Below are 25,417 nucleotides of genomic sequence, written 5' to 3' on the forward strand. Positions count from 1 at the left end.
TGCGGGACGGCGCCCACGGCGCCGCGCGGCGACGGTGCGGCGTGGTGCGACGGCACGCTCGCGATCGTCGCGTCCCCCGGCGAACACTCGGCGAACAGGGGGCGAACGCGAGCGGTCCGCCCGCCGTCATCCGCTCGAACCCGCCTTCCGGGGGACCGGAGAAAAGCGACGGCGAAACCTCTTCCCTTCCGCGGATTCACCGTGAATAATGAGTGGTATGACCACAGGGCGCCCCATCGGCTACAGCGCGATCTCCAGCTACTCCCGCGTCGAGCTGCTGCACCTCATCCAGGAGCGGCCGCAGCGCACGATCTCCGAGCTCGTGGATGCCACGGGCCTGCATCCCAACACCGTGCGCGAGCACCTGCAGCGCCTGATCGACGACGGATACGTCGTCGCGCTGCCCGAACTGCGCACCACCCGCGGCCGCCCGCGCGTGCTCTACAGCGTCGCCGACGGCGCCCACGCCTCCAGCCCCGTGCAGAAGCGCAAGGTGAAGGCGGCCGCCGAGCGCGGCGACCTCATGCGCCGGGTGCTGCCGGGGGCCCCGCCCGAGCTCGACACCGAGGCGCTGCACCAGGTGGACGCCCTCATCGACGACCTCATCGACGCCGGCTTCGACCCGCTGGTGGACGAGCGCGACCTCACCGTCGACCTCACCCCGTGCGCGCAGGCGGAGGCGCAGGCCGCCCACCGCGAGGTGCTCTGCAGCGTCCACCTGGGGCTCATGCAGAGCGTGCTCAGCGAAGCCGGCGGACCGCTGTCGGTCGACGGGATGCGCTCGTCGTGCGACCCGCGGCAGTGCGTCGTACAGCTCATCCACGCCTCCGCCGCGGGCTGATCGCGGGTCCTCTCTTTTTCACGGCGCCCGGGGTCACCGCCTGAAAGTGACCTGTGTACCTTCAGTCATCAGGAAGACCCCGGCACGGGAGGGACTCGCATGGACTTTCTGGATCCGCTGCTGCTTGCTCGGTGGCAGTTCGGCCTCACGACGCTGTACCACTTCATCTTCGTCCCGCTGACGCTGGGCATGTCGCTGTTCGTGGCAATCTTCCAGACCGCGTGGTTCCGGACGGCGAACGTGAAGTGGCTGCACCTGACGCGGTTCTTCGGGAAGATCTTCCTGATCAACTTCGCGATGGGCATCGTCACCGGCATCGTGCAGGAGTTCCAGTTCGGCATGAACTGGTCCTCCTACAGCCGTTTCGTCGGCGACGTGTTCGGCGCACCGCTGGCCTTCGAGGGCCTCATGGCGTTCTTCTTCGAGGCGACGTTCATCGGCCTGTGGATCTTCGGCTGGAACCGCCTCCCCCGCGGCATCCACCTCGCCACCATCTGGATCACGGTGTTCGGCACCTGGCTGTCGGCCTACTTCATCCTCGCGGCGAACGCCTTCATGCAGAACCCGGTGGGATACCAGATGTCCGCCGAGGGGCACCGCGCCGAGATGGCGGACTTCCTCGCCGTGCTCACCAACCCCGTCGCCCTCACGCAGTTCCCGCACACGATCCTCTCGGCGCTGATGTTCTCCGCCGGGGTCATGGTGGCCGCCGCGGCGTGGCACCTGTCGCGCCATCAGCACGACGAGATGATGCGCCCCGCCCTGAAGCTCGGGCTGTGGGCCGTGGTCGTCTCCTTCGCGGGCGTCGTGCTGTCGGGCGACCAGCTGGGCCTCGTGATGGTCGAGACGCAGCCCATGAAGATGGCGGCTGCCGAGGCGATGTTCAACTCCGCGTGCGGTGCGGACGCCTCGTTCTCGCTCTTCTCGATCGGCACCCCCGACGGCACCGGGGAGATCTGGTCGCTGCGCGTGCCGTACCTGCTGGCGTTCCTGTCCACGCACGACATCAACGGCTGCGTCGAGGGGATCAACGATCTGAACCTCCTCTACACGAACGAGCTGTTCCCGCAGTTCGCCGACCAGGTCGACGGCAACTTCGCCCCGATCCTGTGGGTCACCTACTGGTCGTTCCGCTGGATGATGGGCTTCGGCGGCATCGCCGCCCTGATCGCGGTCGCCGGGCTGTGGGTCACGCGGCGCAAGGCCACGCGGCCGGTCGCGCCCTGGATGTGGCGGATCGCCGTCTGGCAGGCGCCGCTGGCGCTGCTCGGCATCCTCGTCGGCTGGGTGTTCACCGAGATGGGCCGCCAGCCGTGGATCGTGTTCGGGCTGATGCTCACCGAGGACGGCGTCTCGCCGAGCGTCCCGGGGTGGAGCGTGCTCGTCTCGCTGATCGCCTTCACGCTGATCTACCTCATCCTCGCCGTCGTGGAGTTCGGCCTGATCGTCAAGACGGTCAAGGCCGGGCCCGACCCCCTGCCCGGACCCGACGACCCGCAGCCCTCGGAGCTGTCGGTCGAAGAGACGCCCACGACGGTCTACTAGGAGCACGCCATGGATCTCGCCTACCTCTGGTTCTTCATCGTCGGAGTGCTCTTCGTCGGCTACTTCGTGCTCGACGGATTCGACTTCGGCGTCGGCATGTCCCTTCCGTTCCTCGGCAAGGACGAGGTCTCCCGCCGCCAGGTGATCAACACGATCGGCCCGGTGTGGGACCTCAACGAGACGTGGGTCATCGTCGCGGGGGCGTGCCTGTTCGCCGCCTTCCCCGAGTGGTACGCCACGCTGTTCAGCGGCTTCTATCTCGCGCTGCTGCTCATCCTGCTGGCCCTCATCGCCCGCGGCGTGTCGTTCGAGTACCGGCACCAGCGCGACGATCCGGCGTGGAAGCGCCGCTTCGACTGGATGATCACGATCGGGTCCGCCGTCCCGGCGCTGCTGTGGGGCGTGGCCGTCGGCAACATCGTGCAGGGCGTGCCTCTGGACGCGGACCACGAGTTCACCGGATCCCTGCTGACGCTCCTGAACCCCTACGGGCTCTGGGTCGGGGCGACCACCCTCCTGCTCTTCTTCCTGCACGGCGTGTACTTCGTCGGCCTGAAGACCGACGGACGCGTGCACCACGACGCACAGGCGCTCGGCAAGAAGCTGGCCATCCCCACCGTCCTCTTCGCCGCCGGCACCGTCGTGTGGACCACCGTCATCGCCGCCGGGCGGGACGCCCCGCTCCTGTGGGCCGTCGTCGCCTGCGGCGCGGTCGCCGCCGTGGCGCTGCTCGTCTCGGTCTACTTCAACTGGGTGGACCGCGACGGCCGGGCCTTCGCCGCCGGCGCCGTGACGATCGTCTTCGCGGTGCTCACGCTCTGGCTCGCGCTGTTCCCGTTCGTCATGCCGTCGTCCACCGACGTCGACAACAGCCTGACGATCTCCAACGCGTCCAGCACGGAGCTCACGCTCCAGATCATGAGCTGGGCGGCGCTCATCTTCCTGCCGATGGTCCTGCTCTACCAGGGCTGGACCTACTGGATCTTCCGCAAGCGCGTCACCCGGGCCGTCATCGAGAAGGCCGACGCGACGGCGCACTGACCGGCACGCGTCCGCTCCGCCCCGTGGGGGCCGAGCGGACGCGTCGTCCCGGGTAAGGCAGGATCGAAGCATGGCACCGACGGACGACGCCCCCGCACGCACGCGGACCCGGCCCGTCGACCCCCGCCTGCTGCGCTACGCGTCGGCGTCCCGCGGCTTCTTCGTCGTGATCGCGGTGCTCGGCCTGGCGCAGACCCTCGTCGTGGTCGGGTTCGCCTGGCTGCTCACGCGCGCGATCACGCAGGCGATCGACGGCGTCCCCCTCGCCGGGCCGCTGGGCGAGACGCTCGGCTGGCTCGCCGCGATCATCGCCGTCCGCGCGGTGCTGCTGTGGGCGCGCGACACGGTGTCGGCGCGCGCGGCCGCCCGCGTGCAGGGCCAGCTGCGCGCGCACCTGGTCGCCGCCGTCGGTGCGCTCGGCCCCGGGTGGCTCGCCGCGCAGAACAGCGCGCGGCTCGCCGTGACGGCGGGCCGCGGGCTCGAGGCGCTCGACGCCTACTTCTCGCGCTACCTGCCGCAGCTCGTGCAGACCGCCATCGCGACGCCCATCATCCTGGCGGTCATGTGGTGGCAGGACTGGATCTCTGGGCTGACCGTCCTGCTCACCCTTCCCCTCATCCCGCTGTTCATGGTCCTGATCGGCCTCGCGACCCGCGCCGTCCAGCAGCGGCAGTGGCAGACGCTCGGCCGGCTCGCGGCGCGGTTCGCCGACACCGTGCGCGGACTGTCGACCCTCAAGGTGTTCGGACGCCAGCACCGGGCGGTCGCCTCGATCGGCACCGTCACCGACACCTACCGCCGCGAGACGATGCGGGTGCTGCGCGTCTCGTTCCTGTCGGGGTTCGCGCTGGAGCTGCTGGCGTCGATCGCCGTCGCGATCGTCGCGGTCTCGATCGGCTTCCGCCTGATGGACGGATCGATGCTGCTGGTGGTCGGCCTGTTCGTCCTGCTGCTCGCGCCCGAGGCCTACCTGCCGCTGCGCCAGGTCGGCGTGCAGTTCCACGCCGCGGCCGAGGGGGTGGCGGCCACCGACGACGTGTTCGCCGTGCTCGACGCGGCGCGCGCGGCCGACGCGGCCCGCGCAGGCGCAGGCGAGGGCGCTCCCGCGCAGCTCGACGGGCACGCGGCCTCGCACCGCGCACCGTCCGCACAGCACCTCTCCGCACAGGACCTCTCAGCGCAGGACCTCTCGGGGCGGGGCCTCACAGTGCGGGACCTGTCGGTCCGCGGCCTCCCCGCGGTCACCTTCACCGCCCTCCCGGGCACGGTCACCCTGATCGAGGGTCCGAGCGGTGCGGGGAAGTCGAGCGTCCTGGCGGCGCTGCGCGGCGCGGCCCCGTACTCCGGCCAGATCGCCGTCGGCGGCACGGATGCGGCGCGGCTGCACACCTCTGCGTGGCTCGCGTGGGCCGGCCAGCAGCCGGGGCTCATCGCCGGCACGGTCGCCGACAACGTGACCCTGGGGGATCCCGCCGGCGAGCGCGCGCCCGAGCTGATCGCGCGCGCGCTCGAGCTGGCAGGCGCGGGCGGCATCCCCGCCGACCTCGTCCTCGGCGTGCAGGGCGCGGGGCTCTCCGGCGGACAGGCGCAGCGGGTCGCGGTCGCCCGCGCGTTCCATCGGCACCTGCGGGGGCTGGCCCCCGTCATCGCCCTCGACGAGCCCAGCGCGGCCCTCGACGCCGACACCGAGGCCGCGCTCTGGCACGCGGTCCGGCGCCTCGCCGACGCGGGGGCCGCGGTGCTCCTCGTCTCGCACCGCACGAGCGCCCGGGCGATCGCCGACCAGATCGTGACGCTCGCGCCCGCGGCCGCGGAGGTCACGGCATGACGAGCGCGGCCGAGATCCTCCGCGGCGCGATGCCGCCCGCCCGCCGCTTCTGGCCGGGGGCCGCGTCCGGCTTCGCGTCGGAGGCGTCCGCGGTCGCGCTGCTCGCCGTCAGCTCGTGGCTGATCGTGCGGGCCAGCGAGCAGCCGCTGCTCATGTACCTCTCGGCGGCGGTGGTCGGGGTGCGCCTGTTCGCCCTCACCCGCGCCGCGTTCCGCTACACCGAGCGCCTGGCAAGCCACGACGCGGCCCTGCGCCAGCTGGCCACGACCCGCACCGACCTCGTCCGGCGGATCGTGCCGCTGGCCCCCGACGGGCTCGGACGCACCGGCCGCGGATCGGTCCTGGGCGCCCTCGTCGACGACGTCGACGAGCTCCAGAACCTTCCGCTGCGGGTCGTGCTGCCGCTCGTGTCGTCGACGGCGGTCGCCCTCGGCGCGGTCGTCCTCGTCGGCGTGATCTGGTGGCCGGCCGCCCTCGTGCTGCTCGCGTGCCTGGCGGTCGCCGCGGTCGCCGCGATCGCGTGGGGCTGGGCGAGCGGCTCACGGGCCGAGCGGACCATCGCCCCGCTGCGCGCCGAGCTCGCCGACGCGGTGCTCGATCACCTCGGGAGCCTCGACGTCCTGATCGCCTACGGGGCCGAGGGATCGAGCCGCGCGCGCATCTCGGCCGCCGACGCGCGCCTGCGCCGCGCGGTGGCCCGACGCGCCGCCGCGCAGGCCGGCACGGCGGCGGTGGTCTCCCTCCTGGCCGGCGCGGCCTCGCTGCTGGCGGTCGTCGTCGCGGCGCCCTCGGTGGCGGACGGCGCCCTGCCCGGCCCGTCGTTCGCGGTGGCGGTGCTGGTCCCCCTCGCCGTCTTCGAGGTGTTCGCCGCCGTGCCCCTCGCCGCCGCGTCGTGGCGGCAGGTCCGCGCGGCCGCGGCGCGCATCGCGACCGCGCTGCCGGCCACCGTCCCCGCGGAGCTGCCGGCCGAGACGCCGGCCACCGGCGTCGCCCCCGGGCTCGGCGCCGGGATCTCGCTCCGGGGCGTCGACGCGCGCTGGCCGGGAGCGGCGGAGCCCTCGCTGCGCGGGATCGACCTGGACGTCGCGCCCGGGGAGCGGCTGCTCGTCGTGGGATCCAGCGGCGCCGGCAAGACCACCCTCGCCCACGTGCTGGTCCGTTTCCTGGAGCACCGCGGCACGTTCACGATCGGCGGAGCCGACGTGCGGGAGATCGCCCCCGACGACCTGCGGCTGACGGTCGGCCTGTGCGAGCAGAACCCGATGCTGTTCGACGAGGACATCCGCCAGAACCTGCTGTTCGCCCGCGACACCGCGACAGACGACGAGCTGACCGACGTGCTGGAGCGGGTGGGCCTCGGCTCGTGGCTGCGGGAGCGGGGCGGTCTCGGCGCCCGGGTGGGCGAGCGCGGCGCGCTGGTCTCGGGCGGTCAGGCCCAGCGCATCGCCCTGGCGCGGGCGCTCCTGCGCGGCTTCGACGTGCTCGTCCTCGACGAGCCGACCGCGGGGGTCGACCCCGCCGCGAGCGACGCCCTGCTCACCGACCTGCTCTCCGTGGCCGGGTCGGAGCGGGCCGCCGGCGCGGACCGGGCCGTCGTGCTCATCTCGCACGTCACGGTTCCCGCGGGTCTCGTCGACCGCACCGTGCGCCTGGCCGACGGACGCATCGTCTCCTGAGTGAGGTCAGAGGCTCATCGCGAAGGCCTGCGCGCCGTGATGCGACGGCAGCGGCGTGAAGCCGAGGCGCGTGTAGAACGCGAGAGCGCCGGTGTTGGCGGACGACGCGACGAGGTGCAGGCTCGGCACGCCGCGCTCGCGCAGCGCGTCCGCCAGCGTCTCGATCAGACGGCGCCCCCACCCCTGTCCCTGGATCTCGGGCAGCAGGTCGATGTGGAGGTGGGCGGGATGCGCGTCGCCGTAGGGCTCGGCTCCGGCGCGCCGGCCGTAGGCGTAGATCAGCGTGCCGTCCTGACGCGTCCGCTCGCTCTCGGGCAGAGGCCAGCGCGCGGCGAAGCGCGGCCACCACTGCGTCGCGAACCAGTCCTCGAACGCCCGCGTGTCCGGGGTCCCGACGACGTAGCCGAGCGGGGTCCCCTCGTCGCTCTCCACGACGAAGGCGAGGTCGGGATGCCGGGCGACGTACGGGAGGACGAAGACCTCGCCCCACAGGTCGTCGTCTTCGAAGATCCCCGTCCCGTCGGCGCCGGCGTCGGCGGTGCGCAGACAGATCTCGGACAGGGCGGGCTCGTCGCCGGGGCGGAAGGGACGGATCTGGGTCACGCTCCGAGTCTAGGGAGCGGGTGCCGCCGCCTCCGGCTGCGCGGTCGGCGTCGTCTGGGATGCCTCGGGTGTCTGGGGTGCCTCGGACGTCTGAGCGTCCTGCGTCGTCGGGGCGGCCTCGGCCGCGGCCGTCATGCGGTTGGCCATCCCCCGGAAGATGAAGCCGTGGAACGGCAGCACCGCGAGCCAGTACAGCCGGCCCGCGAGCCCCCGCGGGAAGAACACGGCCCGCTGCCGGTAGACCGCACCGCCGCCCGCGCCCGGTTCCGCCGGATCGCAGGCGAGGTCGAGCCAGGCCAGCCCCGGCACGCGCATCTCGGCGCGCAGGCGCAGCAGGCGCCCCGGATCGACCTTCTCGACCCGCCAGAAGTCGATCGCGTCGCCGACCGCCACGCGTCCGCGGCTGCGGCGCCCGCGCGCGAGGCCGACTCCGCCGACGAGACGGTCCATCCATCCCCGGATCGCCCACAGCACGGGCGAGGAGTACCACCCGCTCTCGCCGCCGATCGCGGAGATCACCGCCCAGAGCCGCTCCGGAGACGCGGTCGTGCGCGCCGTGCGCACGTCGGTGTACACGGTGCGCCCCGCCCACTCCGGGTCGCTCGGCAGCGGATCGGACGGGACGCCCGACACCGCGGCGTCCTGCCAGCTCGTCTCCACCGCGTCGGCCTCCACGCGGCCGAGCGCCAGCCGCACCGCCTCGCGGTAGCCGGTGAGCCCGTCCGCGGGCGGCGGGATCAGCCGGTCGACGTCGTGGTCGTTCATGACGCAGTCGTGCACGAGAGAGGCGATGAGCGGACGTGCGATCGAGCGCGGCACCGGCGTCACGACATTCACCCAGTGCGAGGCGAGCCCCGGCGTGAGCACCGGCAGCGGCGCGATCGGCCGCTGCGGAAGCCCCGCCTCCACCGCGTAGCCGTTCATCATCTGGCCGTAGCGGAGCACGTCGGGTCCGCCGATGTCGACGGTGCGGTTGACGTCCGGCGCCACCCGTGCGGCCCCCAGCAGGTAGTGCATGACGTCTCGCACGGCGATCGGCTGGATGTGGTTGCGCACCCAGCGCGGCGCCGGCATGTAGGGCAGCACCTCGGTGAGGTGGCGGATCATCTCGAACGAGGCCGAGCCCGACCCGATCACGACCCCCGCCTGCAGTACGAGCGTCGGCACGCCGCTGCGGAGGAACTGCTCGCCGACCTCCACCCGGGAGCGCAGGTGCGGACTCAGCTCCACGCCGTCGGGGTGGAGCCCGCCGAGGTAGACGATCCGGCCGACGGAGGCCGAGGCCGCCGCGGCCGCGACGGTGCGCGCTGCGGCGAGGTCGCTCTCCTCGAATCCCTTCCCCTGGCCCATCGAGTGGATGAGGTAGAACAGCACGTCGACGTCGGGCACGGCCTCGGCGACGGCGGCCTCGTCGTCCGCGGAGCCGGCCACCACCTCGACGTCGTCGCCCCACGAGAAGGCGGGGAGTCGCCCGGGGTGGCGCACCAGCACGCGCACCCGGTAGCCGGCGGCCAGCAGGCGCGGCACGAGCCGGCCGCCCAGATAGCCGGTGGCCCCGAGCACCAGCGCGCGCGGGGCGGAGCCGTCGGCGCGCGGGAGGGCGCGCAGCACCTCCTCGCGCCCGGTCGGAGTCGACAGGCCCGCGTGATCCTCACCCATGCGGGCACCTTACGCGCTCCGGCGCCGCACCCCCTACCCCCTTGCGTCCAGGCGTTCTGGCGTCCAGGGGGATCGGCGTCGCGCGGTCAGCGGCGGCCGATGCCGAACACGCCGCGGATGACGGAGTTCAGGATCGTCTGCGTCGTCTTGGAGTTGAGCACCTGCTCCAGCGGCGACGTCTGCTTCGCGCGCGTCGTGCGCGTGCGCGTCGAGCCGCCGGTGGCCTTGATGAGGCGGTCGTACTCCTTCTGACGCTCGCGCTCCGCCGCGGCGTCGGCCTTGGCGATCGCGGCCTGCTGCTTCGCGAACTCGGCGTCGGCCTTGGCCTTCTCGACGGCCGCCCGCTCCGCGGCATCCTGCTCGGCGGCCGCGTTCATCTTGGCCGTGAGGATCTCGCGCGCCGACTCGCGGTCGATGGCGGTGCCGTACTTCGCCAGCAGCGGCGACGCGTGCACGGCGCGCTCGATGTCCGGGTCGGGCGTGGGCGACATGAGGCCCTGCGGCGCGCGCAGCCGCGTCCAGGCGACCGGCGTCGGCGCCCCCTTCTCGCTCATCACCGTCACGATCGCCTCGCCGGTGCCGAGCTCCTGCAGCGTGCGCTCGAGGTCGTACCCGCTCTTGGGGTAGGTGCCGACGGTCGCGCGGAGCGCCTTGGCGTCGTCGGGGGTGAAGGCGCGGAGGGCGTGCTGCACGCGCGATCCCAGCTGCGCCAGCACGTCGCCGGGCACGTCCTTCGGCGTCTGGGTCACGAAGAACACGCCGACGCCCTTGGAGCGGATGAGCCGCACGGTCTGCGTGATCGCCGCGAGAAAGTCCTTCGAGGCGTCCCGGAACAGCAGGTGCGCCTCGTCGAAGAAGAAGACGAGCTTCGGCTTGTCGAGGTCGCCCACCTCGGGGAGGATCTCGAACAGCTCCGCGAGGAGGTACATCAGGAACGTCGAGAAGAGCGCCGGCTTGTCGGCGACGCCGGGGACCTCGAGCAGCGAGATGACGCCGCGCCCGTCGGCGGCCGTGCGCAGGAAGTCCGCGACGTCGAACTCGGGCTCGCCGAAGAACACGTCGGCGCCGTCGTCGGCGAAGGTGATCAGCTCGCGGAGGATCACGCCCGCCGTCGCCGCCGACAGCCCGCCGAGCTCCTTCAGCTCGGCCTTGCCGTCCTCGCTCGTCAGGTACGACAGCACCGCCCGCAGGTCGGCGAGGTCCACGAGCGCGAGCCCGTTGGCGTCGGCGTAGTGGAAGACGAGGCCGAGGCTCGACTCCTGCGTGGCGTTGAGGCCCAGCACCTTGCTGAGCAGGAGGGGCCCGAAGCCCGACACCGTCGCGCGGACCGGCACGCCCTTGCCGACGCCGCCGAGGGCGAAGTACTCGGTGGCCGAGGCCGCCGGCGCCCAGTCCTGCCCGATCGCGCTGGTGCGCGCGAGCAGCTTCTCGTTCGGCGTGCCCGGCGTCGCGACGCCCGACAGGTCGCCCTTGATGTCGGCGGCGAAGACCGGCACGCCCTTGGCCGCGAGCTGCTCGGCGAGGCCCTGCAGCGTGCGCGTCTTGCCGGTGCCGGTGGCGCCGGCGACCAGGCCGTGCCGGTTCATCATGGCGAGCGGGATGCGGATCTGCGCGGTCGGCACCGGGTCGGTGTTCACGAGCGCGCCGAGGTCGAGGGTCGGCCCGTCGAACGTGTAGCCCGTCACGACGGCGGCGACCTCGTCGGCATCCAGCGGCCCGTCCGACGGCGCCGGCTCGGCGGTGGGCTCCGTCGCGGACGGTGCTCCCGCGGTCGGCGGCTCGACCGCGGCGGCCGTCGAGGGAGCCTCCTCCTTCGCGGCGGCGGCGTCGGGCGCCGGCGCATCGTCCCGGCCCGCCTTCGCCGCCTCGGCCTTCGCCGCCGCGAGCGCGGCCTTGGCCTGGGCGAGCTTCAGCGCCGCCTCGGCGGCGTCGGCTTCGGCCTGCAGGCGGGCGAGCTCGGCGGCGGCGGCATCCTCGGGCGCGGTCATGCGCTCAGCCTAGCGAGCGCTCCCTCGCCAGCGGCAGGGTGAACGCCGCGGCGACGACCAGCGCCGCACCCGTGCCCACGAGCACTCCGCCGAGGGTGTCGCTCAGCCAGTGCGCGTGCACCTGCGTGCGGCTGAATGCCATGAGCGCCGCCCACGCCGCGCCGACCAGCGCCACCCACACGCGCGGGAAGATGATCGTCACGGCGACGGCGATCGTGGCGGCATTGGCGGTGTGACCGGACGGGAAGGACCCGTGGTCGGAGATCACGAGCATGTCCTCCGGGCGCACCCTGCCGAAGATCGTCTTCAGCAGCTGCACGAACGCCGCGCTCAGCCCGGAGGCCGCAAGGAAGTACAGGCCCGATCGCCACCTGCGCGCCGCGACCAGCGCGAGGCACCCGCCGAGGGGCACCACGTATGTGGCGAACCAGCCGCCGCCCAGGAAGTCGAGGGTGTACGACAGGTGGCTGAGACCGGGGAGCACCGAGCCCACGGTCGTGTTCCACCAGGTGTCGATGTCGACGTCGGTCCCGAGCGCCACGGCGATGCCGAGCACGATGGCGGCCGTCATCAGGACGAGTCCGACGACGAGGCGCTGGAGGCCCCAGGTGATCTCGACATCTGTGACGCGCATCGCCCCAGCGTAGCCGCGGCCGGGCCCGTGTCCGCGCCCGGCGCCGCACGGCGTCGCTCGTGTCGGGTCAGGGGGCGAGACGCTCCACGGTCCGGGGACGCACGATCAGCCAGAGCGAGGCCAGGCCGATCACGGCGCAGCCGACCATGACCGAGGCCATCGTGGTGGCCGTGATCCCGGCGTCCTTCGCGATCCAGCCCACGAGCGGCGAGATGATCCCGGCCACGCCGAAGTTCGTCGCGCCGACGATCGACTGCGCCGTGCCCGCCGCGTTCCCGTGCCGGTCGAGGGCGAGCACCTGCACGCAGGGGAAGGTGAAGCCGCACGCGGTCATGAAGAAGAACAGCGGCACGACGGTTCCCCACAGACCCAGCCCGAGCTGATCGGTGATGATGATCGACGCGCCGGCGACGACGAGCACCGCCGTCGACCAGGCCAGCACCCACTGCGGACCGAAGCGCGCGGCCAGCCGCGACGCCGCCTGCACCCCGAGCACGACGCCCAGGGAGTTGGCGGCGAAGAGCAGTCCGTACTGCTGCGCGTCGAACCCGTAGGACTCCTGGAACAGGAACGACGAGGCCGACAGGTACGAGAACAGGCCCGAGAAGCTCATGCCGCCGATGATCAGCACGCCGATGAACACGCGATCGCCGAAGACGCTCCGGTAGCGCTGCCAGACCGTGGTGGCCCCCCGCTCCCGGCGACGTGCCGGCGGCAGTGTCTCGGGGATGAAGATGATGGCCGAGACCAGCATCACGGCGCCGTAGATCGCGAGGACTCCGAAGACGCCGCGCCACGACGTGACGAGCAGCAGACCCGAGCCCACGAGCGGCGCGAGCACGGGGGCGACGCCCGAGACCAGCGCCAGCCGGGACAGCATGACCACGAGGCGGCGCCCGCCGAACAGGTCGCGCACGATCGCCGCGGCGACCACACCGCCCGCGGCGGCTCCGGCCCCCATGAGGACGCGGGCGACCGAGAGCAGCTCGAGGGTGGGCGCGAAGGCGGCCGCCGCGCTGGCGAGCACGTGGAGCGCGGTCACCGCGAGCAGCGGCAGGCGGCGCCCGACCTTGTCGCTGAGGGGCCCGACGATCAGCTGGCCGAGGGCGAAGCCGATCATCGTGCCGGTCAGGGTCAGCTGGATCGCCGCGTCGGTGGTCTGGAAGTCCTCGCGCAGCACCGGGAAGGCGGGCAGGTAGAGGTCGATCGTGAAGGGCCCCAGAGCGGTGAGCGCCCCGAGCAGGATGACGTACAGCACACGCCGCGGCGTGGAGATCCGATCGCCCGGATGCAGGACGATCGGCGCCGTGGCCGGATGGGCGCCCAGGGTGCGGATCGCGCCGGTCGCGGCGGGGCGGGCGGCGGGCGGGAGCGGGATGGAGGCGGTGTCGCGCACGGGATCCTTGGGGAGCGAGAACGGGAAGACGGAGAGAGGAATGACCGGCGAACGGGCGCGGAACGGAACAATTCCTGCGCAGGGAAGGGCCGAATCGATTCGACGACCTCTCGATCTTAGCGCTTTCCCAGCCTGCGGGCTCATGCCGGTGCATAGGATTGACGCGTCCGTGTGCCTCGCGCCGGACCATCCGCCGTCCCCGAGCCGAGATCACCGCACATGACCCCGACTGCCCCCTCCGGTAAGCGCGCGAGCGGCAACCCCGCCACGCAGGCTTCGCTGAACCAGACCGCCAAGCAGCAGCGCGAGCAGCAGAAGCAGGCCAAGCTCGCCGAGTACCAGCGGCAGCTCGAGAAGCGCCGGCGCAGCAAGGTGCTGTGGTGGGTGGTCGGATCGACCGCGGGGCTGGCGGTCATCGCACTCATCGCCGCCTCGATCATCTTCACGCCCCGCCCGGTCACCCTCGAGCGGGGCGACGGCGACGGCTCCGGGATCTCCGGCGTCGAGACCTTCAGCAACTCGGCCACGCACGTCGAGGGCGAGGTCACCTACGCGCAGACTCCCCCGGCCGGCGGCGACCACAACCCCGTCTGGCTGAACTGCGGCGTCTACTCCGAGCCGGTTCCGAACGTCAACGCGGTCCACTCCCTCGAGCACGGCGCCGTGTGGATCACCTACGACCCCGAGCGGGTGGACGACGCGGGCGTCGCGGCGCTGCGCGAGCAGCTGCCCTCCAGCTACGTCATCCTCTCGCCCTACCCCGGTCTCCCCGCACCGATCGTCGCGAGCGCCTGGAACGCCCAGCTCCAGGTCGAGTCGGCCGACGACGAGCGCATCGGCGAGTTCCTCGGCGCGTACTGGCGCAGCACGAGCGCACCCGAGCCCAACGCGGCCTGCACCGGCGCGCTCGACGCGCCCGGCAAGCAGTCCTGAGGCCCCGCGCGCACATGACCGACGACGCGCCGGAGACGGCGGCGGCCCGCACCCTCCCGCCGTGGTGGGCGGTCCTGCTGGTCGCACTCGCCATCGCCGGCACGGCGTTCGCCATCGGCCGCTTCTCGACGTTCGACATCGCCCCGGTCACTCCCGGCGACACCTCGGCCGAGGCGGGCTTCGCGCGCGACATGCAGGTCCACCACTCGCAGGCGATCGACATGGCGATGACCATCTACCGCTCGACCGACGACGGCGACCTGCGCGCCCTCGCCTACGACATCGCCACGGGGCAGGCCGAGCAGAAGGGCGTGATGTACGGCTGGCTCGTCCAGTGGGGACTCCCCCAGGCGGGCGGGCCGACGATGCAGTGGATGTCGGCCTCCGAGGCGGGACACGCGCACGGCGGGTCCTCGTCGGCGCCCCTGTCCGAGCAGGAGGCGCGCGAGGCGATGGGCATGGCCAGCGAGGCGGAGCTCGACGAGCTCGGCGCGGCGACCGGCCGTCAGGCGGACTGCCTGTTCCTGGAGCTGATGATCCGCCACCACGAGGGCGCGATCCCGATGGCCGAGGCGATCCTCGAACTCGGCACCGAGCCGCAGGTGCTGGCCGTGGCCGAGCGGATGAAGAACGCGCAGCAGTTCGAGATCGACGCGATGACCTCGATGCAGCAGCGCCTCGGCTGCAGCGGCTGACCCCGGCTCCCGCCGCCGAGCTCCCGGACAGACGAAGATCGGGGCCGCTCCCCCCGGTGCGGCCCCGATCCCGTACGACGCGCGGGGCGTCAGCCCTTCGTCGACCCGGCGAGGAGCCCGCGGACGAAGAACCGCTGCAGCGACAGGAACACGATCAGCGGCACGATCAGCGCGATGAACGCGCCGGCGGTGAGCAGATACCAGTCCTGGCCGCGGCTGCCGGTCATCTCGGCGAGCAGCTTCGTGATCGGCGCCACGTTGCCGTCGGCGAAGATCAGCGCCACGAGCAGGTCGTTCCAGACCCACAGGAACTGGAAGATCGCCACCGAGGCGATGGCCGGCGCGGTCAGCGGCAGGATGATCCGGAAGAAGATCTGTCCGTGACCGGCGCCGTCGACCCGCGCCGCCTCGATGACCTCGCCCGGGATCTCCGAGACGAAGTTGTGGAGCAGGTAGATCACCAGCGGAAGGCCGAAGATCGTGTGCGCGATCCACACCTGGGCGTATCCGGCGGAGCCAAAGGGCGTGACGACCGGGAACCCGAGGATCTCGCCCTGTGCGAAGAACTGCAGCACGGGGATGAGCGCCATCTGGATCGGCACGATCTGCAGCGCGAACACGCCGATGAACAGGATGTTCTTCCCGCGGAAGTCCATCCATGCGAACGCGTACGCGGCCAGCAGCGCGATCGAGATCGGCAGCACCGTGGCCGGCAGGGTGATCGCGAACGAGTTCACGAACGCCCCGGCCATGTTCAGCTGGCTGTTGCCGGTCTGGAGCGCCGTCGCGTAGTTGTCGAGCGTGAAGCCCCAGTTCTCGAAGATCGTCCACCAGCCGGTGGTGTTGATGAACTCACGAGGACGGAACGAGGTGAGGAAGAGGCCGAACGTCGGCACGGTCCACACGGCGGCGATGATCAGCGCCGCCGCGGTCGCCCACGGCGAGCTCAGGCGCTTTTTCGTGCCGGAGAACATCTTCTTCTCGCCGCGCTTGACGCGGCGTGCCGTCTGGTCGTCGACCGACAGGGCTGCGGGTGCGACGGTCATCAGCGGATCTCCCTCTGCTTCTTGAGCTGCACGGCGTTGTAGATGACGATCGGCAGCACCAGCACGAACAGGATCAGCGCGAACGCCGCGGAGCGACCCTGTTCGAAGCTGCGGAACTGGGTGTACATCTCGTTCGCGAGGACCGAGGTGCTGTTGGCACCGGCGGTCATGGTGCGGACGATGTCGAACACCTTCAGCGAGCCGATCGAGATCGTCGTCAGGACGACGATGAGGGCGGGGCGGATACCGGGTACCACGACGTTGATGAACCGCTGCCAGGCGTTCGTGCCGTCGAGCTCTGCCGCCTCCAGCTGCTCCCCCGGGACGCCCTTGATGGCGGCCGAGAGGACCACCATCGCGAAACCGGTCTGGATCCAGATGAAGACCACGATCAGCCAGAACGTGTTCCACGGATCGTCGGCGAGGAAGTTGTACGGGTCGCCGCCGAACCAGACGATCACCTGGTTCAGGAAGCCGATCTGGTTCTGCCCCTCGGGACGGGCGGTGTACATGAAGCGCCAGATGATCGACGCGCCGACGAACGAGATCGCCATCGGCATGAACACGAGGATCTTGTAGTACTTCTCCCCGCGGGTCTTGTCGATGAAGTACGCGTACGCGAGACCCGCGATCGTCGAGATCACCGGGGCGATCAGCACCCAGAGGATCGTGTTCACGATGACCCGCACGTTCTGGGGCTGCGTGAAGATCCACTCGAAGTTCGCGAAGCCGACGAAATCCGTGCCGGTCCTGTTCATGAAGGCCTGGAAGATCGTCTGGATCGTCGGGATGACGAGTCCGACGGTCAGCAGCGCCAGCGCCGGCGTCAGGAACCCGACCAGCTGGAAGATCGACCCGGCTCCCCCCTTGGAGCGCTGATCGAGGAAGAACAGGACGAGACCCAGGACCGCGGCGGTGGCCGCGGCGATGGTCCACGAGTCCATGACGAGAAGGACGAGCGCAGGTCCGACGACGCAGGCGATCAGTCGGATGATCGTGTACGTGCGGCCCGCGCGCGGCGCGATCTCGATGAAGAAGAGGATGAGCGCCACCACCGCCAGGAAGACGCCGACGATGACGACGATCTCCAGCCACGGGTTGAGGGTGGACAGCCACCGGAAGAAATCTTGAATGGTCATGGGAGCCTTTCGAGTGCGACATCGGACTCGGTGGCGGCGCGACGCGCCGCGGGAGAGGAGAGTGGGACCGCCCCGTGCCGGGACGGCCCCACTCGGCGTCAGATCACTCGGACGGCCAGCCGGACTCGATCTGCTGGAGAACGCTGTCGGTGTCCGACCCGTTCACCCAGTCGACCATGCCCTTGAAGAACGTGCCCGAACCGACCGCACCCGGCATGAGGTCGGACGCGTCGAAGCGGAACGTGGTCGTGTCGGCCTGCAGGATCTCGATGGCCGCCTTCAGGATGTTGCTGGAGGCCTTGGAGGCGTCCAGACCCTTGTTGGCGCTGATGACACCGCCGAGGCCGACGCGGGAGTTCGCCCATTCGGGGCTGGAGAGGTACTCCTGCACCTTCTGGGTCGACTCGGAGTCGTCGAAGGCGGCGACGATCTCGCCACCACCGGTGACGACCGCGCCGTCGCTGGCTCCGCCGGCCTCGAACGGCGGCATCAGGAAGGCCCAGATGTCGCCGTCCTCGGCGACCTCGCCGCCCGCGTCGCTCACGAAGCCGTCGTAGAACGAGGCCTGGTGGTGCAGCGCGCAGTCACCGTCGACGAGCGCCTGTGCCGGGTCGCCGAAGGGCGTCGTCACGATCGTGTCGGTGCCGCCGAACCCGGCGTTCACGTAGTCGGGGTTCAGCGCGATCTTGCCGAACTCGTCGAAGGCCGACTTGATGGCCGGGTCGGTGAACGGCGTCTCGTTCGCGATCCACGCGTCGTAGACGTCGGTGCCGGACTGGCGCAGGACGAGGTCCTCGATCCAGTCGGTGCCCGGCCAGCCGGTCGCCGCGTCCGAGCCGAAGCCGATGCACCACGGCGGCTGATCCGTGTCGGCCTGGATCTGCGCGGTCAGGTCGAGCAGTCCCTGCCAGTCGGTCGGGACCTCGTAGCCGTTGTCCGCGAAGAACGACGGCGAGTACCAGATCCAGCCCTTGACGCTGGCCATGAGCGGCGCGCCGTAGAGCGTGCCGTCGACGGTGGCGTAGTTGGCCCAGTCCTCGGACCAGCCCGACTCGACGTTGGCCTTCACGGCGTCGGGTGCTTCCTTCAGGTAGCCCAGGTTCGCGATGTCGGCCATCAGGCCCGGCTGCGGGAAGATCGCGATGTCAGGGGCGCTGCCACCCTGAGCGCGGACGGCGATCTGCGCCTCGAACTCCTTCGACGACTCGTACTCGATGTCGATGCCCGAGGACTCCTCGAAGTCCGCCCAGGACTGCTCGAGCAGTTCGGCCTCGGTGTCGGCGATCGTGCCGTAGACGGTCACGACATTGTCGTCGGCGCCCCCCGAGTTGTTGTCCCCGCCGTTGCCGGCGCCCGGGCCGCCGCTGCAGCCTGCGAGAGCGATACCGGCGACGCCGATGACGGCGAGCGGTGCGAGTAGACGTCGCTGTGCCATCCCCATGTGATTCCTCCTCATTGAGTGCCCGGAACGCTCCGGGTGCACGCGGGTTCCCCGATAGGGAACCGCTTCCAGGCCAGGCTAGGGGAACGGTCGGCGAACTCACAACATCACCCACATCACAACCCGATAACGGCGCGGATCCGCGTAATACCGCGCGAGCACCCCGCGACGCAACCGGTTCCACAAAATCGCGCCGATCGGATAGAGTTCCCCCGTTCCGACTCGAAGGGGAGTTCATGGCCGGCATCGCTGACGTCGCCGCACGGGCGGGCGTCTCGAAGGCGACCGCCAGCCGGGCGCTGACCGGCAGCGGGTACGTCTCGGACGCGACGCGCCAGCGCGTCCGCGCGGCCGCCGACGAGCTCGGCTACGTCCCGTCGACCAGTGCCGTGAGTCTGGCCACCGGGCGCACGCAGAACGTCGGGGTGGTCATGCCCTACGTGAACAGGTGGTTCTTCGCGGAGGTGCTGGAGGGCATCCAGCAGGCGCTCCTGGAGCAGGGCATGGACCTCACCCTCTACGACGCGAAGCCCGGAACGCCGGGTCGAGAGCGCATCTTCGGCGACTTCCTCGCGCGCAAGCGGTTCGACGGACTGATCGCGGTCGGACTGGAGCCCCAGAACCACGAACTGGAGCAGCTGCTCCAGATCGGCCGGCCGATCGTCAGCGTGGTGGGCGGCGGCGAGGATGCGAGCCTCATCGCGATCGACGACGACTACGCCGCCCGGCGCGCCACCGAGCATCTCCTGGGCCTCGGCCACACCGCCATCGCGTTCCTCGGCGGGGGCATCGGTCCCCACTGGGCCCACGTCGATCGCCAGCGGCTGTCCGGCTACGAGAGCGCCATGGCGGAGGCAGGCATCGCCGACCGGATCCGCCACGTGCGCTCCGACGTGTCGCTGCCCGGCGGCTACGAGTCCGCGGTCGACCTGCTGGGCGACCCCCGGCGCCGCCCCACGGCGATCGTCGCGGTCTGCGACGAGGTGGCCGTCGGCGCCATCATCGCGGCGCGGCGCCTCGGCATCCATGTTCCGGGCGACCTCAGCGTCGTCGGCATCGACGACCATGAGTACGCCGAGATGTTCTCGCTGACCACGCTCCAGCAGGTGCCCCGCGAGCAGGGGCGGGCGGCGGTCGAGATGCTGCTTGCGCACATCGCCGACCCCGAGCGGCCGGTGGCGAACGTGCGCATGCACGCGCGCCTGATCGTGCGGAGCACCACCTCGGCCGTGGACGCGCAGAGCTCGGCGGTCCTCGACGCGGACCTGATCCGCGACTCCGCCCCCGACTGAGCACGCAGAAGGCCCCCGGGACGAACCCGGGGGCCTTCGATTCGCGTGAGCGAGATTACTTCAGGGTCACCGAAGCGCCGGCCTCTTCCAGAGCGGCCTTGGCCTTCTCGGCGGTCTCCTTGTTGGCGCCCTCGAGGACGGCCTTGGGAGCACCGTCGACGACGGCCTTGGCCTCGCCGAGGCCGAGCGAGGTGAGCTCGCGGACGACCTTGATGACCTGGATCTTCTTGTCGCCGGCGGCCTCGAGGACGACGTCGAACGAGTCCTTCTCCTCCTCGGCGGCGGCGTCGCCGGCACCACCGGCGGGGGCGCCGGCAGCGGCGACCGCGACCGGGGCGGCGGCGGTGACGTCGAAGGTCTCCTCGAACGCCTTGACGAACTCGCTGAGCTCGATGAGCGTGAGCTCCTTGAACGCGTCGAGCAGCTCCTCAGTGCTGAGCTTTGCCATGATGATTCTCCTTGATTGGGGTTGTGCTATGCCGAAGCCCGGATTCAGGCCGCGGACTCCTGCTTCTCGCGCAGCGCGTCGACCGTGCGAACGGCCTTCGACGGGAGCGCGTTGAAGACGTAGGCCGCCTTGGTCAGCGAGGCCTTCATCGCACCGGCGAGCTTCGCCAGCAGGACTTCACGGCTCTCGAGATCGGCGAGCTTGTTCACCTCGGCGGCGGTCAGGGCGGCACCGTCGAAGTAGCCGCCCTTGATCACCAGCAGAGGGTGTGCCTTGGCGAAGGCACGCAGACCCTTGGCGACGGCGACAGGGTCACCGTGCACGAAGGCGATGGCGGACGGGCCCTTGAGCTCGTCGTCCAGTCCTTCGACCCCCGCGTTGCGCGCGGCGATCTTGGTCAGCGTGTTCTTCACCACGGCGTATTCCGCGTCCTGACGAATGCTGTTGCGCAGCTCCTTGAGCTGGGCAACCGTCAGACCGCGGTACTCGGTGAGCAGAACGGCGGTCGAGCCCTCGAAGTTCTTCGTGAGCTCGGCGACCGATGCTTCCTTCTGCGCCATGGCCACTCCTTGTGTGTACGTGACGCTCCACGGTGGCGGAGCGTGGGCCTCGACGCGCCGAGGTCGATCGGCATCCACACATGACAAAAGCTCCGGCGCAAGCGCACGGAGCTCGGATCGGTTTCCCGGAAGTTCTGTGTACCTGCGCGGGTCCCTGCAGTGCAGAGCTTCGTCGGCTGTTCCCTCGCGGGCGCAGCCGAGACCAGCGGTCTTTGGCTTGCCTCCACTCTACGCCATCCCGCCGCCCCTCCCAAATCCCGCACGACGCTCCTTCCGTCGACCCCACCCGATCCCGTCCACCCCACCCGCTAGAGCCCGGCGAGAAGGGGCCGGCTCGGCAGCAAGCGGTGGGCTCGACGCGGGAGCGGGATGCCGAAGGCGGACAGCCGTACCGCAAGCGCCTCGGGCGTCCGCACATCGCGCATGCCGCCGCGGACGACGCGGTACCCGGTGACGCCCCGGATCCAGTCCTCGCGGCGCTTCTCCTCCCGCACCGCCTGCTCCGGGGTGCGCCCGCCGAGCAGCGCGGGGTCGGTGTACTTCGCCTCCCCGTCGCACTCGTGGAAGGCGCGCGCCCCGGGCAGCTCGATGTCCACCCAGTACGCGGACCCGGGCGACGCCCCCGGGACCCGCACCTGGAGAGGCGGCCGCTCGAAGCCGAGACGGACGATCTGCAGCAGCGAGAGCGACTCCAGCGTCGACTGGGCGCGACCGTCGGCGACGGCGACGATGTCGCGGGCTTGCCGGATGCCGCGCACGCCCGCCGCGTCGACCCGAGCGGCGAGCGCGTGACGCAGACGCTCCGCCCGCTCGTGGTCGAAGTCGCGCGGATCCCCGCCCTCGCGCGCGAGGGCCGCGTTGGCCGCCACGAGGGCGACCTCCGGACTCGCCAGTCGCGCGAGGTCGTACACGGTCCGCTCGATCGACGTGCACAGGACGCCCGCCACCGAGACCACCTCGCCGGGGGCGAGCGCGCCCTCGTGCCGGAAGACGTCGGGCGCGCTCCGCCGATCGCCCTCCCCCACGATCACGTGTACGCGCCGCGGCGCGGGGCAGGCGAGCGGGATGCCGTGGAGCACCAGAGCCGAGGAGAGACCGAAGACGGTGGTGCCCGGCGCCCGGGCGGCAGCGTCGACGGCGAGGACATGCGCCAGGTGACGGGACTCGCCCCACAGCTGGGTCCAGAGCTCGCCGGCGATGTACGCCCCGCGGCGCACGCGGTGCAGCCCTCCGGATTCGCATGCGGCGCGGATGCCGCGCGGCGTCCACCCCCGTGCGATGAGATGCTCCGTCGTGCGGAGGGCCGCCCGCAGTTCCCCCTCGTCCGCTCCGCGCATCGTCCCAGCGTGGTCGCGGCGCCCGCGCATCCGCGCTCGTTCGGCTCCGCCGTCAGCCCGCGCCGCACTCCCACCGCCTGGGGAGGAGCCGCCGCGCCGGGTCCGCCGCGTCGGCAGCCGGCCGGGAAGCCTGCCGACCCCACCCCATCCCGCCGACCCCACCCCCTGCGGCGCGGCACGAGAGGGCGGGGTCGGCGCGACAGGGTGGGGTCGGCGGGAGAGGGTGGGGTCGGCGGGAGAGGGCGGGATCGCGGAGCGCGAGGGGGTGTCGTGCGGGCCGAGGTCGGATCCGCGGGTTAGCCTCGAAGACATGACTCCGGAGGCCATTGCACGCGTCGCGCCGGCGCTGGCATCCCGGATCATCGCGGACTCGCGAGACCGTGTCGCGTGGATGCGCGCCCGCTCACGAGGGATCACGGCCACCGATGTCGCGCAGCTCACGAGCGGCAACGCCATCGCGCGCGCCGCCGACGCGAAGCTGTCGGGCGGCTCGAGCTTCTCGGGCAACGCCTACACCGCCCACGGCCGCCGCCGCGAGCCCGAGATCGCGGCGTGGGTCGCGGCGACGCATGCGATCCAGCCGTCGTCGGCGCTGTTCCACGCCGAGATCGAGAAGCGCCATCTCGCCACACCGGACGGCATCTCCGTCGACGCGTCGGGCCGGGTGACCCTCTGCGAGATCAAGACCACCAACAAGACGTGGCGGTCGATCCCCCGCACCTATCTGCGCCAGGTCTGGTGGCAGCAGCACGTGCTCGGCGCCGAGCGGACGCTCGTGGTGTGGGAGGAGCACTCCGACTTCGTGCCGGTGGGCGACGAGCCCCGCTGCGCGTGGGTCGATCGCGACGAGCGGGAGATCCGGCTGCTCGTGGGCCTCGCGACCGAGCTGATCGACGAGCTGTACCGCCGCACCACCCTGCGCCGCGCGCAGGTCCCGGCCGCACCGCCCGCACCCGCGCGACCGCGCGAGCCCTTCCGCGCGCTCGCCCTCGCCGACTGAGCGATCCTCCGCGCCCCCGCCGCAGCTTCGCGCGCGGGGAATAGTTGACGCGCGTCAACGATTGGACATATAGTTGACCGATCTCAACCGTTGACCTATATCAACTAACTGTCGCAAGGAACCGCATGTCCACTCCCTCGTCCGACGCCGTCGAGAAACCGCGCATGACGCACCGCCAGGTGCTCGAAGCGCTCTCCGGCCTCCTCCTCGGCATGTTCGTGTCGATGCTCGCATCGACCGTCGTGTCCACCTCGCTGCCCGTCATCATCCACGACCTCGACGGCAACCAGGTCGCCTTCACCTGGGTCGTCACGGCCACCCTGCTGACCACGGCGATCTCGACGCCGATCTGGGGCAAGCTCGCCGACCTCACCAACCGCAAGGTGCTCTACCAGCTCGCGATCCTCATCTTCGTGCTCGCGACCGCCGCCGCCGGCTTCTCGCAGAACCCGGAGATGCTGATCGCCTTCCGCGCCGTCCAGGGCATCGGCGCCGGCGGACTCGCCGCACTCAGCCAGGTGCTCATGGCCGACATCATCAGCCCGCGCGAGCGCGGCCGCTACATGGGCCTGTTCGGCGCCGTCATGGCCGTCGCCACCATCGGCGGACCGCTCCTCGGCGGCGTCATCACCGACGCCTGGGGCTGGCGCTGGAACTTCTTCGTCGCCCTCCCCGTCGCCATCATCGCGCTGATCCTGGTGCAGCAGACCCTCCACGTCCCCGCCCGGCCGAAGAAGAAGACCTCGATCGACTACCTCGGCATCGTGCTCCTCTCGGCGGCCGTCTCGCTCCTGCTCGTCTGGGTCACCCTCGCCGGCGACTCGTTCGAGTGGTGGAGCCTGGAGACCGTGCTCATGGTCGGCGGCGCGGTCCTCGGCGCCGTGCTGTTCGTCCTCGTCGAGCTGCGCTCGCGCGAGCCGCTCGTGCCGCTGTCGCTGTTCCGCAACCGCACCTTCACGCTGTCGGTGATCGCGTCGATCGCCACCGGCATCGCGATGTTCGGCGCGTCGGTGTTCCTCAGCCAGTACATGCAGCTCGCCCGGGGAGCGACCCCCACCGAGGCGGGTGTCATGACGATCCCCATGATCGGCGGGCTGCTCGTCGCCTCGATCGGCGTCGGCGCCCTCATCACGCGGTTCGGCAAGTGGAAGGCCTTCCTGGTCCTCGGTGCGGTGTTCCTCATCGCGGGCTCGGTGCTGCTGTCGACCATCCACTACGACACCGACTTCACGCTCGTCTCGATCTACATGTTCCTGCTCGGCGCCGGCGTCGGCATGACGATGCAGAACCTCGTGCTCGTCGTGCAGAACACGACGGAGCCGACGCAGATCGGCGTCGCGAGCTCCGGTGTGACGTTCTTCCGCAGCCTCGGCGGCACCATCGGCGTCTCGGTCATGGGAGCGGCGCTCGCCACCCGCGTGACCGAGCTCGTCGGCGAGCGCACCGACGACATCACCGCCGCCCTGGCCACCCTCGGCACCGAGGCGCAGACCTGGGCCGCCCAGCTGCAGTCGGGCACGCTCCCCCAGGTCTCGGCGATGCCCGAAGCACTGCGGATCGTGTTCGAGGACATCTACGCCAACGGGATCTCGCACTCCTTCCTCATCGCCGTGCCGTTCGCGGTGCTGAGCCTCCTGGCGATCGTGTTCCTCCCGAACAAGCCGCTGACGACGATGACGACCACCGAGCGCCTGCAGGCCGGCGAGGCCGACCTCGCGACCGTGTCGGTCCCCGCCGCCATGGGGACCCTCACCGCGACCGGCTCGGTCCCGACGGTGGATGCCGCGGGAGTCGCCTCCGGCGCGGCCGACGCCGGACGCGAGCACGCGGGCCCGAAGGACTAAGGTCGATCCGATGTCGTCCACCGAGTCCCGAGAGGCGCGCACCGAGGCGGTGCGCGCCCTCGAGGCGCAGTTCAGCGAGCTGATCAACCACTTCCGCCGGATCATCACCGAGAACGCCCATCGGGTCAGCCCCGGGATGCTCCCCGGCGCCTACAAGGTGTTCACGACGATCGTCCGGCGCGAGTCGGTGACGCAGTCGGCGCTGGCGGAGGATCTGCTCGTCGACAAGGGCCAGCTGTCGCGCACGGTGCGCGAGCTCGAGACGCTCGGGCTCGTCGAGCGCTCGCCCGATCCGCGCGACGGCCGCTCCAGCCTCCTCTCTCCGACCGCGCTCGGCCTCGAGCGGCTGCAGGCCGCCCGGCTGCCCCAGGAGGACCTGCTGCTGCGCAACCTCGAGGAGTGGGACGAAGAGGACATCCGCAACCTCACCCGGCTGCTGCACGCGCTGACGAGCGGCGCGCGTCCCTGACG

The 25,417-nt window shown here is 71.3% G+C and carries 22 protein-coding genes; 11 read left to right on the forward strand and 11 right to left on the reverse strand.

Going from position 1 to position 25,417, the window contains the following annotated elements:
- Nucleotides 1-217 precede the first annotated feature (217 nt).
- From ACPWUT_RS11460 to cydC, 5 genes are all read left to right on the forward strand, one after another.
- Nucleotides 218-841, forward strand: a complete 624-nt coding sequence (locus ACPWUT_RS11460; protein ID WP_284530652.1) for a helix-turn-helix transcriptional regulator — start codon at nucleotides 218-220, stop codon at nucleotides 839-841.
- A 99-nt stretch (nucleotides 842-940) separates the two neighbouring features.
- Nucleotides 941-2,386 carry a cytochrome ubiquinol oxidase subunit I gene (locus ACPWUT_RS11465; protein ID WP_425837700.1) on the forward strand — a complete coding sequence of 482 codons (1,446 nt, stop codon included), beginning with the start codon at nucleotides 941-943 and terminating at the stop codon, nucleotides 2,384-2,386.
- A 9-nt stretch (nucleotides 2,387-2,395) separates the two neighbouring features.
- On the forward strand, nucleotides 2,396-3,427 hold the full coding sequence (gene cydB, locus ACPWUT_RS11470) for a cytochrome d ubiquinol oxidase subunit II (RefSeq protein WP_284530654.1): 1,032 nt from the start codon (nucleotides 2,396-2,398) through the stop codon (nucleotides 3,425-3,427).
- 70 nt (nucleotides 3,428-3,497) lie between these two features.
- Complete coding sequence (cydD, locus tag ACPWUT_RS11475; protein WP_425837703.1) at nucleotides 3,498-5,255, forward strand: thiol reductant ABC exporter subunit CydD; 1,758 nt, start codon at nucleotides 3,498-3,500, stop codon at nucleotides 5,253-5,255.
- Entirely contained in the window at nucleotides 5,252-6,931 is a 1,680-nt protein-coding gene (cydC, locus tag ACPWUT_RS11480; protein ID WP_425837706.1) for a thiol reductant ABC exporter subunit CydC, read from the forward strand. The genes cydD and cydC overlap by 4 nt, the downstream gene beginning before the upstream one ends.
- Nucleotides 6,932-6,937: 6 nt before the next feature.
- Here cydC and ACPWUT_RS11485 read toward each other — a convergent pair whose 3' ends face one another.
- From ACPWUT_RS11485 to ACPWUT_RS11505, 5 genes are all read right to left on the reverse strand, one after another.
- On the reverse strand, nucleotides 6,938-7,534 hold the full coding sequence (locus ACPWUT_RS11485) for a GNAT family N-acetyltransferase (RefSeq protein ID WP_284529955.1): 597 nt from the start codon (nucleotides 7,532-7,534) through the stop codon (nucleotides 6,938-6,940).
- A 9-nt stretch (nucleotides 7,535-7,543) separates the two neighbouring features.
- Entirely contained in the window at nucleotides 7,544-9,193 is a 1,650-nt protein-coding gene (locus ACPWUT_RS11490; protein ID WP_284529956.1) for an SDR family oxidoreductase, read from the reverse strand.
- A gap of 86 nt (nucleotides 9,194-9,279) precedes the next feature.
- A complete protein-coding gene (locus tag ACPWUT_RS11495; protein ID WP_425837711.1) occupies nucleotides 9,280-11,181 on the reverse strand; it encodes a helicase HerA-like domain-containing protein in 1,902 nt (633 codons plus the stop codon).
- A gap of 4 nt (nucleotides 11,182-11,185) precedes the next feature.
- Nucleotides 11,186-11,815, reverse strand: coding sequence for a phosphatase PAP2 family protein (locus ACPWUT_RS11500; protein WP_425837714.1), 630 nt, complete (start codon nucleotides 11,813-11,815; stop codon nucleotides 11,186-11,188).
- 67 nt (nucleotides 11,816-11,882) lie between these two features.
- A complete protein-coding gene (locus tag ACPWUT_RS11505) occupies nucleotides 11,883-13,211 on the reverse strand; it encodes a multidrug effflux MFS transporter (protein ID WP_284529961.1) in 1,329 nt (442 codons plus the stop codon).
- 219 nt (nucleotides 13,212-13,430) lie between these two features.
- Between ACPWUT_RS11505 and ACPWUT_RS11510 the strand changes: the two genes are divergently transcribed.
- The gene (locus tag ACPWUT_RS11510) at nucleotides 13,431-14,144 is read left to right on the forward strand and encodes a DUF3105 domain-containing protein (protein WP_284529962.1); all 714 of its coding nucleotides are present in this window, start codon (nucleotides 13,431-13,433) and stop codon (nucleotides 14,142-14,144) included.
- Nucleotides 14,145-14,158: 14 nt separating this feature from the next.
- On the forward strand, nucleotides 14,159-14,839 hold the full coding sequence (locus ACPWUT_RS11515) for a DUF305 domain-containing protein (RefSeq protein WP_425837718.1): 681 nt from the start codon (nucleotides 14,159-14,161) through the stop codon (nucleotides 14,837-14,839).
- A gap of 89 nt (nucleotides 14,840-14,928) precedes the next feature.
- Here the strand turns inward: ACPWUT_RS11515 and ACPWUT_RS11520 are convergent, their stop codons facing one another.
- The 3 genes from ACPWUT_RS11520 to ACPWUT_RS11530 all read right to left on the reverse strand — a co-directional run bounded on the left by ACPWUT_RS11520 (nucleotide 14,929) and on the right by ACPWUT_RS11530 (nucleotide 18,465).
- Entirely contained in the window at nucleotides 14,929-15,813 is an 885-nt protein-coding gene (locus ACPWUT_RS11520; protein ID WP_425842266.1) for a carbohydrate ABC transporter permease, read from the reverse strand.
- Between the two features lie 71 nt (nucleotides 15,814-15,884).
- A complete protein-coding gene (locus ACPWUT_RS11525; RefSeq protein ID WP_284529965.1) occupies nucleotides 15,885-17,024 on the reverse strand; it encodes a carbohydrate ABC transporter permease in 1,140 nt (379 codons plus the stop codon).
- Between the two features lie 103 nt (nucleotides 17,025-17,127).
- Nucleotides 17,128-18,465 carry an ABC transporter substrate-binding protein gene (locus ACPWUT_RS11530; protein WP_284529966.1) on the reverse strand — a complete coding sequence of 446 codons (1,338 nt, stop codon included), beginning with the start codon at nucleotides 18,463-18,465 and terminating at the stop codon, nucleotides 17,128-17,130.
- Nucleotides 18,466-18,701: 236 nt separating this feature from the next.
- On the opposite strand from ACPWUT_RS11530, the gene ACPWUT_RS11535 reads away from it, so the two are divergent.
- A complete protein-coding gene (locus ACPWUT_RS11535) occupies nucleotides 18,702-19,757 on the forward strand; it encodes a LacI family DNA-binding transcriptional regulator (RefSeq protein ID WP_425837723.1) in 1,056 nt (351 codons plus the stop codon).
- A 55-nt stretch (nucleotides 19,758-19,812) separates the two neighbouring features.
- Here the strand turns inward: ACPWUT_RS11535 and rplL are convergent, their stop codons facing one another.
- The 3 genes from rplL to ACPWUT_RS11550 all read right to left on the reverse strand — a co-directional run bounded on the left by rplL (nucleotide 19,813) and on the right by ACPWUT_RS11550 (nucleotide 22,102).
- Nucleotides 19,813-20,205, reverse strand: coding sequence for a 50S ribosomal protein L7/L12 (rplL, locus tag ACPWUT_RS11540; RefSeq protein ID WP_067162486.1), 393 nt, complete (start codon nucleotides 20,203-20,205; stop codon nucleotides 19,813-19,815).
- 44 nt (nucleotides 20,206-20,249) lie between these two features.
- Entirely contained in the window at nucleotides 20,250-20,765 is a 516-nt protein-coding gene (rplJ, locus tag ACPWUT_RS11545) for a 50S ribosomal protein L10 (protein WP_284529970.1), read from the reverse strand.
- Between the two features lie 308 nt (nucleotides 20,766-21,073).
- Entirely contained in the window at nucleotides 21,074-22,102 is a 1,029-nt protein-coding gene (locus ACPWUT_RS11550) for a hypothetical protein (RefSeq protein WP_425837727.1), read from the reverse strand.
- Nucleotides 22,103-22,412: 310 nt separating this feature from the next.
- Here ACPWUT_RS11550 and ACPWUT_RS11555 point away from each other — a divergent pair, with 310 nt between their 5' ends.
- The 3 genes from ACPWUT_RS11555 to ACPWUT_RS11565 all read left to right on the forward strand — a co-directional run bounded on the left by ACPWUT_RS11555 (nucleotide 22,413) and on the right by ACPWUT_RS11565 (nucleotide 25,415).
- Complete coding sequence (locus ACPWUT_RS11555; protein ID WP_284529972.1) at nucleotides 22,413-23,102, forward strand: YqaJ viral recombinase family protein; 690 nt, start codon at nucleotides 22,413-22,415, stop codon at nucleotides 23,100-23,102.
- A 164-nt stretch (nucleotides 23,103-23,266) separates the two neighbouring features.
- Nucleotides 23,267-24,946, forward strand: a complete 1,680-nt coding sequence (locus ACPWUT_RS11560; RefSeq protein WP_425837731.1) for an MDR family MFS transporter — start codon at nucleotides 23,267-23,269, stop codon at nucleotides 24,944-24,946.
- A 10-nt stretch (nucleotides 24,947-24,956) separates the two neighbouring features.
- Nucleotides 24,957-25,415 carry a MarR family winged helix-turn-helix transcriptional regulator gene (locus ACPWUT_RS11565; protein ID WP_284529974.1) on the forward strand — a complete coding sequence of 153 codons (459 nt, stop codon included), beginning with the start codon at nucleotides 24,957-24,959 and terminating at the stop codon, nucleotides 25,413-25,415.
- The last annotated feature ends 2 nt before the right edge of the window (nucleotides 25,416-25,417 follow it).

Source organism: Microbacterium sp. PA5 (assembly GCF_049860775.1).
Taxonomy (GTDB): Bacteria; Actinomycetota; Actinomycetes; order Actinomycetales; family Microbacteriaceae; genus Microbacterium.

Coding starts and splice junctions, on each gene's coding strand:
- rplL (WP_067162486.1), bottom strand. CDS start 20,205: ATGGCAAAGCTCAGCACTGAGGAGCTGCTCGACGCGTTCAAGGAGCTC.
- ACPWUT_RS11465 (WP_425837700.1), top strand. CDS start 941: ATGGACTTTCTGGATCCGCTGCTGCTTGCTCGGTGGCAGTTCGGCCTC.
- ACPWUT_RS11490 (WP_284529956.1), bottom strand. CDS start 9,193: ATGGGTGAGGATCACGCGGGCCTGTCGACTCCGACCGGGCGCGAGGAG.
- rplJ (WP_284529970.1), bottom strand. CDS start 20,765: ATGGCGCAGAAGGAAGCATCGGTCGCCGAGCTCACGAAGAACTTCGAG.
- ACPWUT_RS11525 (WP_284529965.1), bottom strand. CDS start 17,024: ATGACCATTCAAGATTTCTTCCGGTGGCTGTCCACCCTCAACCCGTGG.
- ACPWUT_RS11565 (WP_284529974.1), top strand. CDS start 24,957: ATGTCGTCCACCGAGTCCCGAGAGGCGCGCACCGAGGCGGTGCGCGCC.
- ACPWUT_RS11530 (WP_284529966.1), bottom strand. CDS start 18,465: ATGGGGATGGCACAGCGACGTCTACTCGCACCGCTCGCCGTCATCGGC.
- ACPWUT_RS11460 (WP_284530652.1), top strand. CDS start 218: ATGACCACAGGGCGCCCCATCGGCTACAGCGCGATCTCCAGCTACTCC.
- cydB (WP_284530654.1), top strand. CDS start 2,396: ATGGATCTCGCCTACCTCTGGTTCTTCATCGTCGGAGTGCTCTTCGTC.
- cydD (WP_425837703.1), top strand. CDS start 3,498: ATGGCACCGACGGACGACGCCCCCGCACGCACGCGGACCCGGCCCGTC.
- ACPWUT_RS11515 (WP_425837718.1), top strand. CDS start 14,159: ATGACCGACGACGCGCCGGAGACGGCGGCGGCCCGCACCCTCCCGCCG.
- ACPWUT_RS11500 (WP_425837714.1), bottom strand. CDS start 11,815: ATGCGCGTCACAGATGTCGAGATCACCTGGGGCCTCCAGCGCCTCGTC.
- ACPWUT_RS11560 (WP_425837731.1), top strand. CDS start 23,267: ATGACGCACCGCCAGGTGCTCGAAGCGCTCTCCGGCCTCCTCCTCGGC.
- ACPWUT_RS11495 (WP_425837711.1), bottom strand. CDS start 11,181: ATGACCGCGCCCGAGGATGCCGCCGCCGCCGAGCTCGCCCGCCTGCAG.
- ACPWUT_RS11520 (WP_425842266.1), bottom strand. CDS start 15,813: ATGTTCTCCGGCACGAAAAAGCGCCTGAGCTCGCCGTGGGCGACCGCG.
- cydC (WP_425837706.1), top strand. CDS start 5,252: ATGACGAGCGCGGCCGAGATCCTCCGCGGCGCGATGCCGCCCGCCCGC.
- ACPWUT_RS11555 (WP_284529972.1), top strand. CDS start 22,413: ATGACTCCGGAGGCCATTGCACGCGTCGCGCCGGCGCTGGCATCCCGG.
- ACPWUT_RS11535 (WP_425837723.1), top strand. CDS start 18,702: ATGGCCGGCATCGCTGACGTCGCCGCACGGGCGGGCGTCTCGAAGGCG.
- ACPWUT_RS11510 (WP_284529962.1), top strand. CDS start 13,431: ATGACCCCGACTGCCCCCTCCGGTAAGCGCGCGAGCGGCAACCCCGCC.
- ACPWUT_RS11550 (WP_425837727.1), bottom strand. CDS start 22,102: ATGCGCGGAGCGGACGAGGGGGAACTGCGGGCGGCCCTCCGCACGACG.